The 15,426-nt window shown below is 70.4% G+C and carries 12 protein-coding genes and 2 pseudogenes; 9 read left to right on the forward strand and 5 right to left on the reverse strand.

The window, feature by feature from the left end; translation table 11 throughout:
* The first annotated feature begins 161 nt into the window (after positions 1-161).
* On the forward strand, positions 162-989 hold the full coding sequence (locus E0F75_RS24265; protein WP_194481627.1) for a RimK family alpha-L-glutamate ligase: 828 nt from the start codon (positions 162-164) through the stop codon (positions 987-989).
* A gap of 65 nt (positions 990-1,054) precedes the next feature.
* Here E0F75_RS24265 and E0F75_RS24270 read toward each other — a convergent pair whose 3' ends face one another.
* The 3 genes and pseudogenes from E0F75_RS24270 to E0F75_RS24280 form a co-directional block, all read right to left on the reverse strand.
* Complete coding sequence (locus E0F75_RS24270) at positions 1,055-1,321, reverse strand: hypothetical protein (RefSeq protein WP_187624858.1); 267 nt, start codon at positions 1,319-1,321, stop codon at positions 1,055-1,057.
* A gap of 159 nt (positions 1,322-1,480) precedes the next feature.
* Positions 1,481-1,993, reverse strand: a pseudogene (locus tag E0F75_RS24275) (DUF5994 family protein); the annotation flags it as partial.
* Between the two features lie 187 nt (positions 1,994-2,180).
* Positions 2,181-3,179 carry a hypothetical protein gene (locus E0F75_RS24280; protein ID WP_229312813.1) on the reverse strand — a complete coding sequence of 333 codons (999 nt, stop codon included), beginning with the start codon at positions 3,177-3,179 and terminating at the stop codon, positions 2,181-2,183.
* 161 nt (positions 3,180-3,340) lie between these two features.
* Between E0F75_RS24280 and E0F75_RS24285 the strand changes: the two genes are divergently transcribed.
* From E0F75_RS24285 to E0F75_RS24320, 8 genes and pseudogenes are all read left to right on the forward strand, one after another.
* Positions 3,341-3,709 carry a low affinity iron permease family protein gene (locus tag E0F75_RS24285; protein ID WP_187624687.1) on the forward strand — a complete coding sequence of 123 codons (369 nt, stop codon included), beginning with the start codon at positions 3,341-3,343 and terminating at the stop codon, positions 3,707-3,709.
* A 139-nt stretch (positions 3,710-3,848) separates the two neighbouring features.
* Positions 3,849-5,474, forward strand: a complete 1,626-nt coding sequence (locus E0F75_RS24290) for a phospholipase D-like domain-containing protein (RefSeq protein WP_187624688.1) — start codon at positions 3,849-3,851, stop codon at positions 5,472-5,474.
* A gap of 342 nt (positions 5,475-5,816) precedes the next feature.
* Positions 5,817-6,479 (forward strand): HAD family hydrolase, encoded by a 663-nt coding sequence (locus E0F75_RS24295; protein ID WP_187624689.1) that lies wholly within the window; start codon positions 5,817-5,819, stop codon positions 6,477-6,479.
* Positions 6,480-6,612: 133 nt separating this feature from the next.
* A complete protein-coding gene (locus E0F75_RS24300; protein WP_187624690.1) occupies positions 6,613-6,786 on the forward strand; it encodes a CsbD family protein in 174 nt (57 codons plus the stop codon).
* 149 nt (positions 6,787-6,935) lie between these two features.
* Complete coding sequence (locus tag E0F75_RS24305; RefSeq protein WP_187624691.1) at positions 6,936-8,057, forward strand: glutamate--cysteine ligase; 1,122 nt, start codon at positions 6,936-6,938, stop codon at positions 8,055-8,057.
* A 262-nt stretch (positions 8,058-8,319) separates the two neighbouring features.
* Entirely contained in the window at positions 8,320-9,162 is an 843-nt protein-coding gene (locus E0F75_RS24310) for a hypothetical protein (protein WP_187624692.1), read from the forward strand.
* A 357-nt stretch (positions 9,163-9,519) separates the two neighbouring features.
* Entirely contained in the window at positions 9,520-11,043 is a 1,524-nt protein-coding gene (locus tag E0F75_RS24315; protein ID WP_187624860.1) for an MFS transporter, read from the forward strand.
* A 54-nt stretch (positions 11,044-11,097) separates the two neighbouring features.
* Positions 11,098-11,529: pseudogene (locus tag E0F75_RS24320) on the forward strand (GNAT family N-acetyltransferase); the annotation flags it as partial.
* Between the two features lie 7 nt (positions 11,530-11,536).
* Here the strand turns inward: E0F75_RS24320 and E0F75_RS24325 are convergent.
* Positions 11,537-14,353: an ATP-binding protein gene (locus tag E0F75_RS24325; RefSeq protein WP_187624693.1), complete on the reverse strand. Its 2,817-nt coding sequence runs from the start codon at positions 14,351-14,353 to the stop codon at positions 11,537-11,539.
* Positions 14,346-15,425 carry an effector-associated domain EAD1-containing protein gene (locus tag E0F75_RS24330; protein ID WP_187624694.1) on the reverse strand — a complete coding sequence of 360 codons (1,080 nt, stop codon included), beginning with the start codon at positions 15,423-15,425 and terminating at the stop codon, positions 14,346-14,348. Before E0F75_RS24330 ends, E0F75_RS24325 begins: the two co-directional genes overlap by 8 nt.
* Position 15,426: the final 1 nt, after the last annotated feature.

Genomic DNA, 15,426 nt, shown 5'->3' on the forward strand with positions numbered 1-15,426 from the left:
CGGCGCGCCAAGGGCGACCGCCTCCCCGTGCACACCACCCGGGCCCCTCACGTCGGCGTCGGCCGCACGTGCCGACGGCGTGGTTCACCCGAGACCCGGCGTCCTTGAGGTAGGGAGGGGCGGTGAGGGTTGGTGTGATCAGCGGGGATCCAGGTCATCCGTTGCTGGCTGCGACCGCGCGGGTGTTGCGGCCGGAACACAGCGTCGAGTTCATCGATCCGGAAGCCGCCCGGTCCGGTGGCGGGACGGTGAGAGGAGGCGGGGCCGGCGGCACCGGCCGTCGCGCCGACGTCGTCCTCCTCAAGACGCAGACGTCCCGGGCGGTGGCGCTGGCGGCCCGGCTGGAAGCGTGCGGGGTGCCGGTGATCAACTCGGTCCGGGCGACCGTCCTTTGCCAGGACCGGTTCGAGGTGGCAGGGGCCCTGCGGGCGGCCGGGCTACCGTTCGCGCGGACCGTGTGCGCGACCACGCTGGGCAGACTGGTGGAGCTCTGCTCGGCGAGGGGCACCTCGTCCCTGCCGGGCTTTCCGCTGATGGTCAAGAGCCAGGACAGCCGTCGGCACGATCTGGTGGTGCGGGTGGACACCCCGGACCGATTGGCCGAACTGGCCTCCGTACGGCGGCCGGGGGAACCGGTGATCGTCCAGGAATTCGCCCCCAACACCGGCTGGGACCACAAACTGTGGGTCGTGGACGGCCGTCTCTTCACGGCTCGCCGCCGCTCCCCACTGGCCGGATCGAGGTCACCCGACCTCCCTGTGCCGATCGCCGCCCTGCCGGCGGAGTGGCCCGCTGCCGCGCTGCGCACCGGCGAGGTGCTGGAACTCGACGTGTACGGAGTGGACATCCTCGACACCGGCGGTGGTGCCGCTCTGATCGTGGACGTCAACGCCTTCCCAGGGGGTGTCGCCTCCTGTGCGGGCGCTTCAAGGGCACTGGCAGCCCTGGCGCTGCGCACGGCTGACAGGGCGCAGGGGACTCTCATGTGACGCACGCTCGGCGGCGAGCCCCTTCCCGTGTGTGAGGGGCGGCCGATGCACCTCACATCTCGACCTCACACCTCGTCGACGTGCGTGGCGGTGCAAGCGCACGGTCTGCTGGTGGCGAGCCAGGGGAGGGCGGGTTCCGCGGCGGATCCGGTGTCGACGGTGAGGTGGAGCCGTGTGCCGCCTTCGGGTACGGGGTAGCTGCGCTGTTCCGCACCGGCGAAGGAGCGGCGGATCACCTCGGCGACCGCGCGGGCGGCTTCGGGGGTGGCGGCGACGATGCGGATCTCGGCGTGTCCGGCCGAGGGCAGGAGCGCGGTGTCGATGGGATGCAAGGTGTGTGGTCCCTTCACGGGTGAGCGAGAGGCCTGGCGGGTGGGTTGTCCCGGGTGTCGGGTGCCCCACCCGCGGCCTTCGGTCGGAGGAGTGGTCTTTGGGGGGATCAGGAGGTGATCAGGGGGGCGGTCAGGGGCGGCCAGGGCCAGGTGCCCGTGAACCGGTGGGGGCCGCAGCGGCGGCTGAGCGGCCCCGCCGTCGGTCTCCCGGGCGTTCGCGCTGTTGCGGGCGTCTCGCATGCGGCGGCCGGTCGCGGCCTCGTCGGACATCAGGACACCGGCGGCCAGGATGCTGCCGGGGACGGCGGCGGCGGTCATGAGCCGGGCGGCTGCGGCGGGTTCGGTGTCGGGCGGGATGACCAGCAGGTCGCAGCGGCCGACGGCGTAGGAGAGCAGGATCATCCTGTCGGGATCCTGTTCGGTGAACCAGCCGACGTGAACGGTGTGCCCGGTGACGACAACCTCGTGCGGGACGACGAGCCAGCGGGTGGGGTTCACGGTGACGCGTGTGATGCGTCCACAGTGCCCCTCGACTGCGTCGACCAGGGGCGGGATCTCGGCGGTGAGGTCACGTGAACGAGGCCACCACGCGCCGTCCAAGAGGCCGGCGGGGGTGGTCTTCGGTGTCAGCGATAGGCGCGCCGAAAGCGTGGGTGCGAGGGCGCTGGTCATGGTCGCGGACCCGTCTCCGGGCCGTCCTGCAGGGCGGCCCAGTGCCTTGATCGCCGGAAACGACGTCCGCGTGGGAGCGGGTGTTCGGGTTACTCCCGGTACGTTCAGCGTACTCCGCCCGGCGGCCGGAACACGCACGCCCTACAGGCCTACGGCACGCGGCACGCCGCACACGGCAAGCGGCGTGTCAGCGTCGCAGAGCCGTTCGGAGCGTGAGTCCGTGGTCGCGCCGCAGCCGGTACAGCTCCCAGCACGACAGGGCCGTCACCGTGACGGGGGCGCCGAGGATGAAGATCACCCGGGCACCCGTCGGGACCTGGTCGTAGGATCCGGTGATCACGTCGACGAGGGCCATCTCCCACACCAGGACACCGGCGAGGATCGGCGGCAGCACTTCATGGATGTCGGCGGTGCGGAACACGTGCACCAGTGACAGTCCGATGCCGTAGAGCGCGAAGCCGAGTGACCACAGGCACAGCACGACGATGATGACCCTCCCGGGGAGCCCCACGGCGTCCCGCAGGCCCGCCAGCTCCGGGGCCATGGCGAGGGCGGAGGTGCCCATGGACGCCATGATGGCCAGCACCGAGCCGAGGGGGCGCAGGGTCCGGCGCAGGTACACCCGGCGCAGACCGTCCCGTGCGGCTGCCACGAAGGCGCCGACCACTACGGGAAAGGTGCAGACGAGCACCAGGACACTTGACCAGCTCTGGTCGAGGCGTTCGCTCGCCACGCCCTGGACGTCGTCGGCGCTCGCGATGGCGTTGTAGGTGACCATCAAACCCACCCAGGCGACGAGTCCCAGCCCGGTCCGCCACAACTGGAGCTTGCGGACCTCCGGGTCGTTGACGATCCCGGGGCGTGAGGGACGGAAGGTCCGCTGGGCGGCGTACAGGGGGTTGTAGAGGCCGCGCAGGATGTTCCGGGCCCGCGAGGGCTCTGCGCGCGGACGCGGGACCGGTGCGTAGATCGGCGGGTACGAGTATCCCGGCGGAGGGCCGGACTGCGGGTACGGGTAAGCGGGCGGAGGGCCCGACTGCGCGTACGGGTATCCCTGCGGCTGACCGGGCGGGGAGTTCGGGTGTCCCGGCGGAGGCACCGGAGGAGCGTAGGGGTGTCCCTGCGGCAGGTTCGCGCCGCTGCTGCCCGCCGCGTCACCGTACCCACCGCTGCCGTAACCGCTCATGCCACGCACCCCCGATGTCCTGCACGTTCGAACCCAGGCATCCTAGGTCCTGGACGCCCTGCGGCGGGTCGCCGGCCAGGGATCGTTCCACGGAGGCCGGCAGCCACTCGGGGGAGATCTGGCGAGGTGCGGTCCGGGTCCCGCTGCGGTACTCACGGAGTATGACCCTGGAGCATCCTTCCGAACGGGTAAGCAAAGGGCGAGGCCTGTTCGAACGCCTCGCGGAGCGAGCGTCGAATCTGACGAGTTCCCCTTTGTTCTTCTCGTTCTGCCTGCTACTCGTCGGAGCCTTCATCGGGGTCCATGCAGCGGGTCTGTCGGTGAGCTGGCAGCTTCTGGTCGGGGACACCATGGTGTCGGTGAGCCTGCTGCTGTTGGCTCTTCTCAAGAATGCCGAGCGGCGGGCAGACCGTGCTGTCCAGCGCAAACTCGACGCGATCGCGCTGGCGCTGCTGGAGGAACGCCGACGTGCCACCGGTGAGGTGTTCGACTCGCTCGAGGAGGCCATCGGCATGGAGGAGGACTGCTGAGATACGCCGTGACGTCGCAGGCCGCCCTGGAGTGGGAGGCTGGAAGACGAGGGTGCCGACGCGGTTCGGGAGGGCCGTACGGGATTCGACATCCCTTCTGCCGCAGCCGGCGGCAGGAGGGCCTTGGAGGGCCGACGACGTGACGCGTGCAGAGTGGCTTCTGACACCCGGCGAACGTGGCAATTCCGCGACGCGCCTGGACGTGCGCCGCCGGGACGGGAAGGCCTGGTCCGAGGGCAATCGGGCGCACGCCCTGGTTCACGGTGCCGCGTACTTCACGGAGCTGCTGGAGGCCATCCGTGTCATGCGCTCCGGCGACCTGCTCCTGTTCACCGACTGGCGCGGTGATCGCGACGAGCGGCTCGCCGGTCCGGGCACCGAGATCGGCACGGTTCTGCGCGAGGCGGCCGGCCGTCACGTCGTCGTGAAGGGGCTGTTGTGGCGCTCCCACCTGGACAGTCTCCGGTTCAGCGAGAAGGAGAACCGCCGCCTCGGCGCGGAGATCGAGGAGGCGGGCGGCGAGTGCCTGCTCGACATGCGGGTGCGGCCCGGAGGCTCGCACCACCAGAAGATGGTGGTGCTGCGTCACCCCGGCCGCCCGGAGCTTGATGTGGCGTACGTCGGAGGAATCGATCTCTGCCGCAATCGGAACGACGACGCCGCGCACTCCGGCGACCGTCAGTCTCTGCCCCTCGCCTCCGCCTACGGTCCGCACCCGCCGTGGCACGATGTACAGCTCGCCCTTCGCGGCCCGGTCGTCGGCGACGTCGAGGCAGTGTTCCGCGAACGGTGGCAAGACCCCTCTCCGCTCAGTCGCAGCCCGGCCACCCGCCTGCGTGCGTTGATGCACCGGGAGGACGCCGACGCGGGCAGACTGCCGCCGCAGGCCCCCGATCCCGTTCCGTGCGGCACGCACACCGTGCAACTGCTCCGCACGTATCCGAACCGACTGTTGCGCGGCTATCCCTTCGCCCCCGACGGAGAACGGAGCATCGCACGGGGGTACCTCAAGGCGCTGCGACGGGCAAGGGCCCTGATCTACGTCGAGGACCAGTACCTGTGGTCCCCGAGGGTGGTGGCCTGCTTCGCCCAGGCTCTGGCCAGGCACCCCGGACTCCTGATGATCGGAGTCATCCCCGCGTTCCCGGAGCAGGACGGCAGGCTCACCCTGCCCATGAACCTGGTCGGGCGGATCACGGCTCTCGACGAGTTGCGTCGCGCCGGCGGCGACCGGGTCGCGGTCTACGGACTGGAGAACCACGCCGGGACCCCCGTGTACGTACATGCCAAGGTGTGCGTGATCGATGACGTGTGGGCCTCCGTGGGCTCCGACAACATCAACCTCCGCTCGTGGACCCACGACTCCGAGCTCAGCTGCGCCGTCATCGACGAGAGCCTGGACCAGCGGCGACCACGCGACCCCGGAGGACTCGGGGACGGCGCGCGTGTCTTCGCCCGAGAGCTGCGCCTGGGGCTGATGCGTGAGCACCTGGACGCGCAAGGGGCCTCGGGGCAGCGGGCGGCAGCGGCGCCGGACGCACTGTGCGACCCGGCGAGCGCCTTCGGTGCCTTCGAGGAGGCTGCCGCAGCACTCGACGCGTGGCATGACGCCGGCCGCGGTGGTCCACGCCCGGCAGGCCGCCTGCGCCGGTACACGCCTCCGGATCTGTCCGGGGCGCAGCGGGCGTTGGCGACTCCGCTGCACCACGTTCTGGTCGATCCGGACGGCCGTCCGCTGCGGTTGCGGCGCCACAACACGTTCTGAACACATCGTTCCGCCGGCGCGGTGAGGAGAGGAAGACGTGAGACGTGGGGCCTCAGACGTGAGGCGTCAGACGTGCGACGTGAGGCGTGAGGTCGCCACGGCCGCATGCCCTCATCAGGACCTTCCGTCGACGGGCGGGATTCCCGGTGTGTGACTAGCGTGACCTGTGGAACCAATCCGCAGGAAGGGGCCGGGCGTCCAAGCCGAGGTGGGTTCGCCGGCCCACCGGCTTCCGCCGCGCCGTCACCCTCGTCCACGTCGGCGGCGACCGGCAGGAGCCCTTCCTCCGCTGGGCGCAGGCAGAGCCGCTCCCCGCCCTGCGGCAGCTGTGAGGAGGGAACCATGGAACGTGCCGCGCTCTTCGATGTCGACGGGACCCTCACCGACACCAACTATCTTCACGTGGTGGCATGGTGGGAGGCACTGCGCCAGGCCGGGCACCGGGTGCCGATGCACTCCGTCCACCGGGCGATCGGTCTGCCCGGCGAGGACCTGCTCGGCCACCTCCTGGGAGGCGACCGTGACCACGCGCAGGACGACCGCCTGAGCGGCGCGCACGACACCCTGTACGCCACCTGGTTCGACCGGCTGCCCGCCCTGGCATCGGTCGCCGACCTGCTGCGCACCCTCGCCGGCGGCGGCTGGGTGGTCGTCCTCGTCACGTCGGCGAAGGACAGCGAACTCTCGGCCCTGCGCCGAGCCGTCGACGCTGACGACGCCATTGCCGAGACCAGTACGTCCGATGACGTCGAGGAAGGCAAACCCGCACCGGAACCCGTCCGGCACGCCCTTCGGCTCGCCGGGGTGCCACCCGAGCGGGCCGTGTTCGTCGGCGACACCGTGTGGGACATGCGGGCGGCCACCCGCGCTGGTGTGACCGCCGTGGGCCTCCTCTCCGGTGGAATCCCGCGGGCCGACCTGGAAGAGGCCGGTGCCGCCGCCGTGTACCGCGATCCGACCGATCTGCTGGCCCGTCTCGGTGACAGCCCGTTCTCCGCCGTCTAGACCAGAGGCGGGAGGACTGCGGCTGCGCCGGGTGCGGCGTCGAGGGATGACAGGGAGTGTCAGGTTTGCCGGTCAGAATGCCGGTCAGAACCCATGTGTAGCGTTTATTCCCATTTCAGGGGAGTGGTCAGTCGTGTCGGACAAGGAGAAGGGCCGCGCCAAGGCTGAGCAGGTCAAGGGCAGGCTCAAGGAGATGGTCGGCCGTGTGCTGGGCAACGAACGTCTGACCGCCGAGGGGCGTGCCGAGAAGGCGAAGGGGAACGCCCGCCAGGCCAAGGAGAAGATCAAGGACGTCTTCAAGGGCTGACCCGGTGGCGGTGTGCGTCGTGGTCGAGGAGCCGCCGTGGGTGCCGAGGACGGTGGGTCGACGAGAAGCTGTTCGCCGACGAACGCAGAGGACGTGCCCGTGTGAGACGTCAGTTCCCGCACAGAGAAGGGGCGAACGGCGGTGGCTCGATGAGAAGCGTGGGCGTGGAGGAAGAGCTGTTGCTGGTGCATGCCCGCAGTGGAGAGCCGCTCGCTCTGGCCGGTGCGGTCCTCGCGGCCGCGGACCGGTCCGTAGGCCGGCAGCCGGACGACGAGGGTGAGCCGGAGCACGCCTTCGAGAAGGAACTGCAGAAGGAACAGGTGGAGTTCGCCACCAAGCCGGTGACGGAGATGGGCGAACTCCAGGACGAGATCATCCGCTGTCGCGCCGAGGCCCGCCGACACGCCGCCTCCGCGGGCGCCCTCGTCGCGGCCCTCGCCACCTCACCGCTGCCCGCCCAGCCCTCGCTGAACCCGGGCGAGCGATACGCGTGGCTGGGCGAGCAGTTCGGCCTGACCGCGCAGGAGCAGCTCACCTGCGGCTGCCACGTCCACGTCTCGGTCGAGTCGGACGAGGAGGGTGTCGCCGTACTGGACAGGATCCGGCCCTGGCTCGCCGCTCTGATGGCGATGAGCGCGAACTCGCCCTTCTGGCAAGGACAGGACAGCCAGTACGCGAGCTATCGCAGCAGAGTGTGGAACCGGCTGCCCTCGGCCGGCCCGATGGACGTCTTCGGATCCGCCGATCGCTACCACGAGCAGGTCCGCGCGTTGCTCGACACCGGCGTCCTGCGCGACGAGGGAATGATCTACTTCGACGCCCGGTTGTCGGCCACCTACCCCACCGTGGAGGTCAGGGTGGTGGACGTGTGCCTCGAAGCGTCGACGCCGGTACTCCTCGCCGCCCTGGTGCGCGGCCTGGTCGAGACCGCCGCCCGGGCCTGGCGGGCCGGAGAGCCGCCCTCCCGCGTCAGTACGAGCCTGCTTCGGCTGGCGGCGTGGCGGGCCGGTCGGTCGGGCTTGGAAGGCCCTCTCCTCCACCCCGAAACCATGCGGGAGGCGTCGGCGGCGGAGGTCGTCCGGGAGCTGTACGCCCATGTCCGGGAGGCCCTGGTCGAGAGCGGCGACGACGAGAGGGTCCGCGAAGGGATCGCTGGTCTGCTGGAACGGGGAAACGGGGCCCACGTCCAGCGCGAGCTCCTGCGCACTCATGGCAGTCTCGCCTCGGTGGTCACCCACTGCGCGGGTATCACGGGCGACTCCCGAGCCTGAGCCGCCGAACCGACGAAGGAGGCGGGCGTGAGGAAGGCCCCGGGCACGAAGCCGGCTTCGTAGAAGGCGGGGACGTTTCGGCGCCGGAGGTCCGGCACAGGTCGTCGTCCATGCCCGCGACGGCCACGTCAGAACGGCCTACACCTACGGCGACGCCCCCGTGGCATCCCCCGATGAACGTGGCCGCAGGGCAGGGGAACGCGGGGGCCTCTTCTGGGTTTCGCTGCCCGCAGGGCAGAGGAGCTGAAACTAGGCTCGTGCCGTGGAACAGCCCGAGCACCGCGCCGAAGGCGCGGGACCGTTCACCACCCGGCTCACCTGGCACCGCCCCGAAGGGGGGACGGTCGTATGGGAGTCGCGGCTCGCGCGCAAGCGCGGGGCGCTGTCCGTCCGCGGCCCCGGGGGCACGGTCGCCCTGTCCCCGACTGCCGACGCCGAGGCCCTCGATCGCCTCCGGAGGCTCAACTCCGTCGCATCGGGTGCGTTCCTCCTCGGCGGAATGCTCTTCGCCCTCGGCGCCGGGGTCGCCCAGTTCGGCTCGGGCGACCCGGTCGAGAGCGCCTCGATCTACTTCGCGGGCGGGCTGTTCTTCACCATCGGCGGCTACACCGCGCTCTTGCAGGTGCTGAACGCGCCTCGCCACTCCGAACCGGGCGGCCCACCGGCAACGATCGGCTGGAGGTGGTGGGGGTACGAGCCGATGCGTCTGGACTGGCTCAGCACGTTCGTGCTGTTCGTCGGGACGCTTGTGTTCGGAGTCAACCTGCTGGACTCCTTCCTGCAGGGGCTCACCGTCCAGCAGACCAACCGGCTGATCTGGACTCCCGACGTGGTCGGGTGCGTGCTGTTCCTGGTTTCGGGTCATCTCGCGTTCGTCGAGATCTGCCATCGTTCCCGGCCCTGCATCCGCTCGCGCAGCATCGGCTGGTGGGTGGTCGCGGTGAATCAGTTCGGGTCGGTGCTCTTCATGGTCTCTGCGTTGGCCGCATTCACCCGGCCCGCGACCCAGAGCCTGGTCAACGCCGACATCGCCAACTGGGGGACGTTGTGCGGTGCGCTGTGCTTCGCGCTCGGCGGTGTACTGCAGGCTTTCGAACGTCCCTAGGGGGTGTCTTGCCGATCAGGCCGGGCTCGCGGCGCCCGGCACCGCGCCGCGCCCGTTCCCCGAGGACGCCCTCGCCCGGACCGCCTTCCCGTCCGGCTTCCCGCTGTCACCGAGCCTGCGCGCCTGCGGTGAGGCGGGCGCCGTACCCCTTCTGAGACCGCGCCGCCCCGCCTCCGCCCCGGAGTCCCGGCCGCCTCGCCCCCCTCCGGCACCCGCAAGCCCGCGCGCGGCGTGCGCGACGCCACGGACGGGCTCAGACTGGACAGAGTGAGCAGCCGGACAGAGCCTGATCCGCAGCCGCACCCCACGCAGCAGAAGGGCGCGCGGCTCCCGAACCAGACAGTGGCACTCGCGGCGATGATGTTCGCGGTCGCGATGACCTTCATCGACCAGACCATCGTCTCCATCGCCGCCCCCGACATCGTGCGCGAACTGGGACTCTCCAGCGCGGGCATGCAATGGGTGGTCAACGCCTACCTTCTCGCCCTCGCCGCGTTCTTCGCCCTCGGCGGCCGCCTGGCCGACCTGTACGGGCCACGGCGCATCGTCGTCATCGGCACCCTCGTCTTCGTCATCGCGTCGGTCCTCTGCGGGTGTGTTCCGTCCGGCGACTACGCCCAGCCCTGGCTCATCGCCTTCCGGGCCGTGCAGGGTCTCGGCGCGGCCCTGCTCTTCCCTGCCGCGCTGGCCGTGGTCGTGGCGGTGTTCCCCGTCGAACGGCGGGGCAGGGCCCTCGCCCTGTTCTTCGGGATCTCCGGAGCGCTGACCGCCGTCGGCCCGCTGCTCGGCGGCTGGCTCACGGCCTCGTGGACCTGGCGCGCCGTCTTCTGGGTCAACGTGCCGGTCGCGATCGTCGCCCTCATCCTCACCGCCCGCGCGCACATCGCGGACCGCCCGCGCCCCGGAACCCTCGACGTGCCCGGCGCCGTTCTCGTCGCCGCCGGCATGGGCCTGAGTGTCCTCGGCTTCCAGCAGGCCTGGTCATGGGGATGGGGGAGCTGGGCGACCTGGCTGTGCGTCGTCGGCGGCCTCGTGATCCTGTACGTGTTCGTACGGTACGAGCGGGGCGTCCGCCACCCGCTGATCGACCTGCGGGTCTTCCAGGACAAGGCGTTCACGGTGGACGCGGCCGTGCTGTTCTTCGCGATGCTCGCCTTCGTGCCGGTGTTCTTCTTCTCCTCCGTCTATGCGCAGGTGTCCCTCAGCGCCTCTCCCAACCAGGCGGCGCTCTTCCTGCTGTACTTCTTCGTGGGCTTCGCCCTCGCCTCCCAGTGGGGCGGCCGGATCCTCGACAAACGGGGTGCGCGCCCCGCGCTCAAAGCGGGAACGATCCTGGGCGCGGTCGGCTTCGCCCTGTGGGCCAACGAACTGACGAACCTGTCCATGCACGACCAGTGGCCCTACGCGGCGCTGGCCGGCGCGGGGATCGGCTTCATCCTGGCCCCGGCGTCGACGGACGCGGTCAACCGGGCCATCGGCACCTCGTACGGCGAGGTCACCGGCATCACACAGACCGTCCGCAACTACGCGGCGAGCATCGGCCTGGCGGTGTTCGGCACCCTGCTGTCCCGGGCCATGACGGAGAACGTCACGGACACGCTCCGGGCACGGGGCATCGAACCCGCCATCGCCGACCAGGTCGCACGCGGCATCACCGACTCCGTCTCCGGCCACGGCGACGCCACCCCGCCGACCGGCACCGGCCAGGTCGCCGAAGCCACCCGCGACGCCATGTCGTCCATCCAGATGGACTTCGCCCAGGCCAACCAATGGGTCTTCTACGGCATGGCCGTCGCCCTCGCTCTCGGCTTCCTGTGCGCCATCCGCCACCCGGGCGACCGCGCCATCCCGAAGGAACCGGACCCGACACCTCCGGAGTGACGAGGGTGTGCCGCCCCGGCGACCACGCCGAGGCCGTCGAGCCGGCCCGTGGCTTCCCCGGGTGGTGACGCCCCGCTGCAGTTCGACGTCGACGACACGCTGACCCCGGCCGACCGCGACGAGATCGGCCTGCGGCTGTTCAAGACGGCGACGGCGACCGTCTTCCCGGCGGGCGCGAAGCTGCCGGAGTACGGTCGCTTCGTCCCGCCCGACTGGCGTGAGGACCCCGCGGCCCGCGAGGTGGTCGAATCCCGCACGCGCGTGCTGGAGAGCACCGGCGCACGGCTGCCGGTCGAGCGGCTGCGGCTGCAGTGGACCCCGTCGTCCCTGCTCCCGGAGTCCAAGGCGCGTCTCGCCTTCCGCCCGTTGGCCGACCGTGAGGACCTCCTCGCCCTGATGACCCCGGTCATGGAGGGCACCCTCGACGCCCACGGCCAAGCGCATCTCGCATCCGGGCTGAGCCCGCGCGAGGCGGCGGAACGGCACTGAGAGATCAGGCTTCGGTCTGGTCAGGGGTTCCGAGTTCGAACGTCGGCTCGTCGACCTCCGCGCGGTAGGCCTCGACCAGTGCGCTGGTCCAGGTCGCCCCTTGTTCGGGGGCGCCGTCCAGGTACATGGAGATCTGGAGGCCCCGCTCCTGGCTGGTTTCGCCGCCGGCCGCCGGCGGGGAAGTCTCCGATACGGTGCGGAAATCCTGGATGTCGGAGTCGGTCAAGGTCCACATGAGCGTCCCGCCCATGGCGCCGGCGTCGTCGATGCCCAGGATCCGCGCCGCCTGCGAGACGAGCCCGGGCACCTCGTCACCCACCTCCGCGGCCAGTCCCCGGAGGAGCGAGGGATGGCTTGTGCGCTCCCGGCGGCTCATCCGTTCCGCCTCCTCGACGACGGCCCTCCGCAGCTCCACTGCCTCTGCCGACCGGTCGCTGCCGGAGCGGCGGTACACCCTCAGCCGAGCGACGCCCGCCTGCAGCCACTCCACGCGGCCGGGGATGGTGCCGGTGGCCTGCTGTGCCTGGCTCAGCAGGCCGAGCGCTTCCGAATACGCTCCGAGTTCCTCTGCGATCCGGGCCCCCAGTACCGCCACGTCCCAGAAGGTCGTGGCGTCACCGTGCTCACCGGCCCGCTCCAGCGTCTCCGCCACGAGGCGCGTCGCCTCCTCCGGATGCCCCAGTGCGGCCAGCGCCTCGATCTCCAGGGCAGCGATCTTCGGGTGCAGGTTCCCTCCGGGCCGCGCTCTGATCAGGGACAAGGCCGTGGACGCCTGCCCGTCGTCGAGCAGCGCGCGGGCCTTGCGCATCACCTGTCGGGCCCAGGCTTCTCCGTCCGCCTCGGCCAGTGCTGCCGGATCGACCGCGATGTCGAGCCGATGGGCGAGATACACCTGGCTGGACGGCGGCAGCTCGTCGAGCGCCGAATCGAGGAAGGCGCTCGCTTCCGGCACCCAGTGCTTGTCCAGCGTGGACGTGGCCTGGCCCAGGGCGAGCCGGTGGTAGAGCTCTTCGGCACGGGCCTGCGGTCCGTCGAAGGCGTGGTAGTGGCGGATCGCGCGGCGGTGGATGCTCCGCGAGGTCTCGGGATGGTCCCGGTAGAGCAGCGGCAGCGTGGCCTCTCGGACATCCTTACGGTGGACGAGCACGTCCTGACCGGGCACCGCGTCGACCAGCGTCGCCTCCGCCGCCAAGAGGCCGAAGAGCCGTCGCGCCTCTTCACCGGAGATCCTGCCCAGGCCGCAGGGGACGGCCAGCACTTCCTGGATCAATTCCGGGGTGATCCGGCGGAGCGTCAGGCCCGGACTGGCGATGCTCCGCAGAGCGGCGTCTTCGATGTCGTCCAGGATGCGCCGGTACAGCACCGCCTGGACTTCGGCGTCACCGAGGCGGAAAAGGATGCCGCGGAGCTTCTCGGGGTCTCGCAGACCCTCCTCGCCCTCGCGCACGATCAGTTCTGCGGCCAGCTCGAGACTGAGCGGGCTCGCGCCGATCTTGCGGGTGACGGAGCTCAGGAAGCCCTCGTCCGCCGTGATGCCCGCCCCGGCGAGCCGGGTGCGCAGGAATTCCAGCGCGAGATGGGGCTCGAGTCCCGACAGCGGGATCTCACGTGTCGGCCGGTGGAGAGGGGTGCGGCCGGCGAACACGACGCGCAGCATCGGATGAGCGCGCTGAAGGGCGTCGAGGAAGTCCCACAGGCGGTCCATGGCCTCGATGCCCTGGCGCTGCGCCCGCTCCACCGTGTCGAGAACGAGGAGGAGCGGGAGCGGTCGATCTTGCGACACCGCCCGTGCCAGCTGAGCGAACCGGCCCACGAGTATCTCGTCGTCGGCGCCCATGACCTGGGGAAGGGGGCCCTCGACCCCCTCGACGATCACTGCCGTCTGTGAGAGCAGGGTCGCTCGCACGGCGTGTTCCAGCGTCCCCGCTTGCTCGGCGCATGCCGGATACAGAAGGCCGAGCTGGTGCGTGGCCTCGGCCAGCAGCGTCAGGGGCTGCTGTGGCAGCAGGTCGCCGCGGTCGAAGGTCAGATAGCTGAAGGGGAACTGCCGTTGGCCCGGCGTGCCGGCGTGGTCGAGCAGGTAGCGGGCCACGAGGGTGGACTTCCCGACGCCTCCGGGCCCGTGCACGGCGACGGGCGGGGAGCTGGACAGGCCGGAGCCTCCGCCGGGGGCCTCCACGTACTCCGCGATCTGGCCCAGCTCCTTCTGCCGGCCGACGAAGACGTTGCCCGCCAGGACGCGCAGAGGCTGGAAGATCGTCGCCAGACTGATCTTGCTGCGGACGTCCTCGGCGGCGGGCAGCTCGACCCCCTGCTCGGCCAGTGCCTCCCACGCTCGGCCTGCGGCGCCCAGCCACTCGGCGACTCGCAGAGTGCCCGTCAGCTGGTCCAAGGTCTGCTCGTCGGAAGGGGGAGCCTTGCCGCGCAGGTACGCCTCCGCCATGGCGCGCTCGATGTCGGCCGGGTCGGACCTCACCTCGGCGAGGGTGTCCAGCAGTCGCTCGCGGTCGCGGAGCCGGTTCAGAGTGGTCGTGCGCACGCCGGACGACAGCCTCCAGCGGCTGCCCGCAGTGGTGCCCACCCGTTCGCAGTCCTCGATGACGAAGGTACGGAGGGCCTCGTCCCCGTCCTCGCCCGGGCCGGTTCCGGCGGTCAGCGCCCCCGCCTCGAAAGAGCCGAGGAGCACCGTCGCTCTACGGTAGGCCCAGCGGACGCTGTTGACGTCCGGGGCCGTGGGATCGAGCGTGAAGGAGTCGCCGGCGTGCACATCCTTGAGGCGCGCGGCCATTTCCCTGCCCGTGATGAGCTTGGTCTCAGCCATTGAACTCCTCCGGCAGGCCGAAGGTCGACCGGGCGATGTCCACGGCGTTCTCGGACAGTTGCGCCAGCGGCGGGGGTGACGGAAGGGGGTGGCCGTTCAGGAGTTTCTGCACCATCATGGTCGCCGCGTCCTCGTCGATCGGCTGCCCGGCGGCCGCGCCCACCTTCTCGAAGAACGACCTCAGGTGTTGTTCCTCGATGGGGGCTATGGGATCGCGCAGCACGGACCGCTCCACAGCGGGCAGCAACCGCGCGTGGAAGTCCGCAAGCACCACACGTAGCCCGAATCCGACCTCATGCCGTTCGGCGACGACGGCGATCTGCCCGACCAGCCACACCGCGGCCGGGGTCAGGCGATCCTCCGTCGGGCCGTCGAAGAGGATCCAGAGGTCGCCACCCTCCGCTCGTACGCGGCCCTTGAACCAGGCGAGCAGGACGCGGGCCTGAGTGTCCGGAGGCTCCTCGACAAATGGATCACGCATGGGCCAGCCGAGTTGATCGCAGATGTCCCGCATGACGTCCACGGGTGTGGCCTTGCTCCCGGCCCACCGCTCGAAGTCGACCACACCGGGAACGATGTCGAATTCATCGAGCACGTAGGAGATGAAGGACAAGGAATGACTCTTTCCGTATCCGTCATCGCCGGTGAGGATGAGCGCACCGCCGCCGCCCGTGCCGGTGAGATCCTGAATGTGTTTACGCAGCGTGGACCTGTCGAAGAGCACCTGTGGACGCCGTTTCCCGAACATGATGAGTCTGACTCTGTCCGTCACGGATTGCGGCGGTTTGCTGAGGAGTATGCCGAAGATGGGGTATGCCGCACTGTTCAGGTCGCGTTCGACGCACTCGACCAGGACACGCAAGCGGCCCTTCCTGGCCGCGCTTTCCAGGAGGTGCGGCCATGCGTCCGTCATGGCGACGCCGGTCCACGCGTAATCGGCGATCTTCAGCCCCGCCGCCTGGATGATGGTCTGGGTGCTGTCCGCCTTCTGGTAGATGGTCATCAGGCTGTTGAGGAGCTCCTTCCCGTCGGCGTCCCCGAACGGGAAATGCCGTTGGTCGAGGATGTTCATC

Source organism: Streptomyces sp. CB02980 (assembly GCF_014451325.2).
In the GTDB taxonomy this organism is placed as follows: domain Bacteria; phylum Actinomycetota; class Actinomycetes; order Streptomycetales; family Streptomycetaceae; genus Streptomyces.

What these genes read in the sequence shown, in the direction of transcription:
- E0F75_RS24315 (WP_187624860.1), top strand. Translation starts at nt 9,520, where the DNA reads ATGATGTTCGCGGTCGCGATGACCTTCATCGACCAGACCATCGTCTCC.
- E0F75_RS24295 (WP_187624689.1), top strand. Translation starts at nt 5,817, where the DNA reads ATGGAACGTGCCGCGCTCTTCGATGTCGACGGGACCCTCACCGACACC.
- E0F75_RS24330 (WP_187624694.1), bottom strand. Translation starts at nt 15,425, where the DNA reads ATGAACATCCTCGACCAACGGCATTTCCCGTTCGGGGACGCCGACGGG.
- E0F75_RS24325 (WP_187624693.1), bottom strand. Translation starts at nt 14,353, where the DNA reads ATGGCTGAGACCAAGCTCATCACGGGCAGGGAAATGGCCGCGCGCCTC.
- E0F75_RS24305 (WP_187624691.1), top strand. Translation starts at nt 6,936, where the DNA reads ATGAGAAGCGTGGGCGTGGAGGAAGAGCTGTTGCTGGTGCATGCCCGC.
- E0F75_RS24280 (WP_229312813.1), bottom strand. Translation starts at nt 3,179, where the DNA reads ATGAGCGGTTACGGCAGCGGTGGGTACGGTGACGCGGCGGGCAGCAGC.
- E0F75_RS24285 (WP_187624687.1), top strand. Translation starts at nt 3,341, where the DNA reads ATGACCCTGGAGCATCCTTCCGAACGGGTAAGCAAAGGGCGAGGCCTG.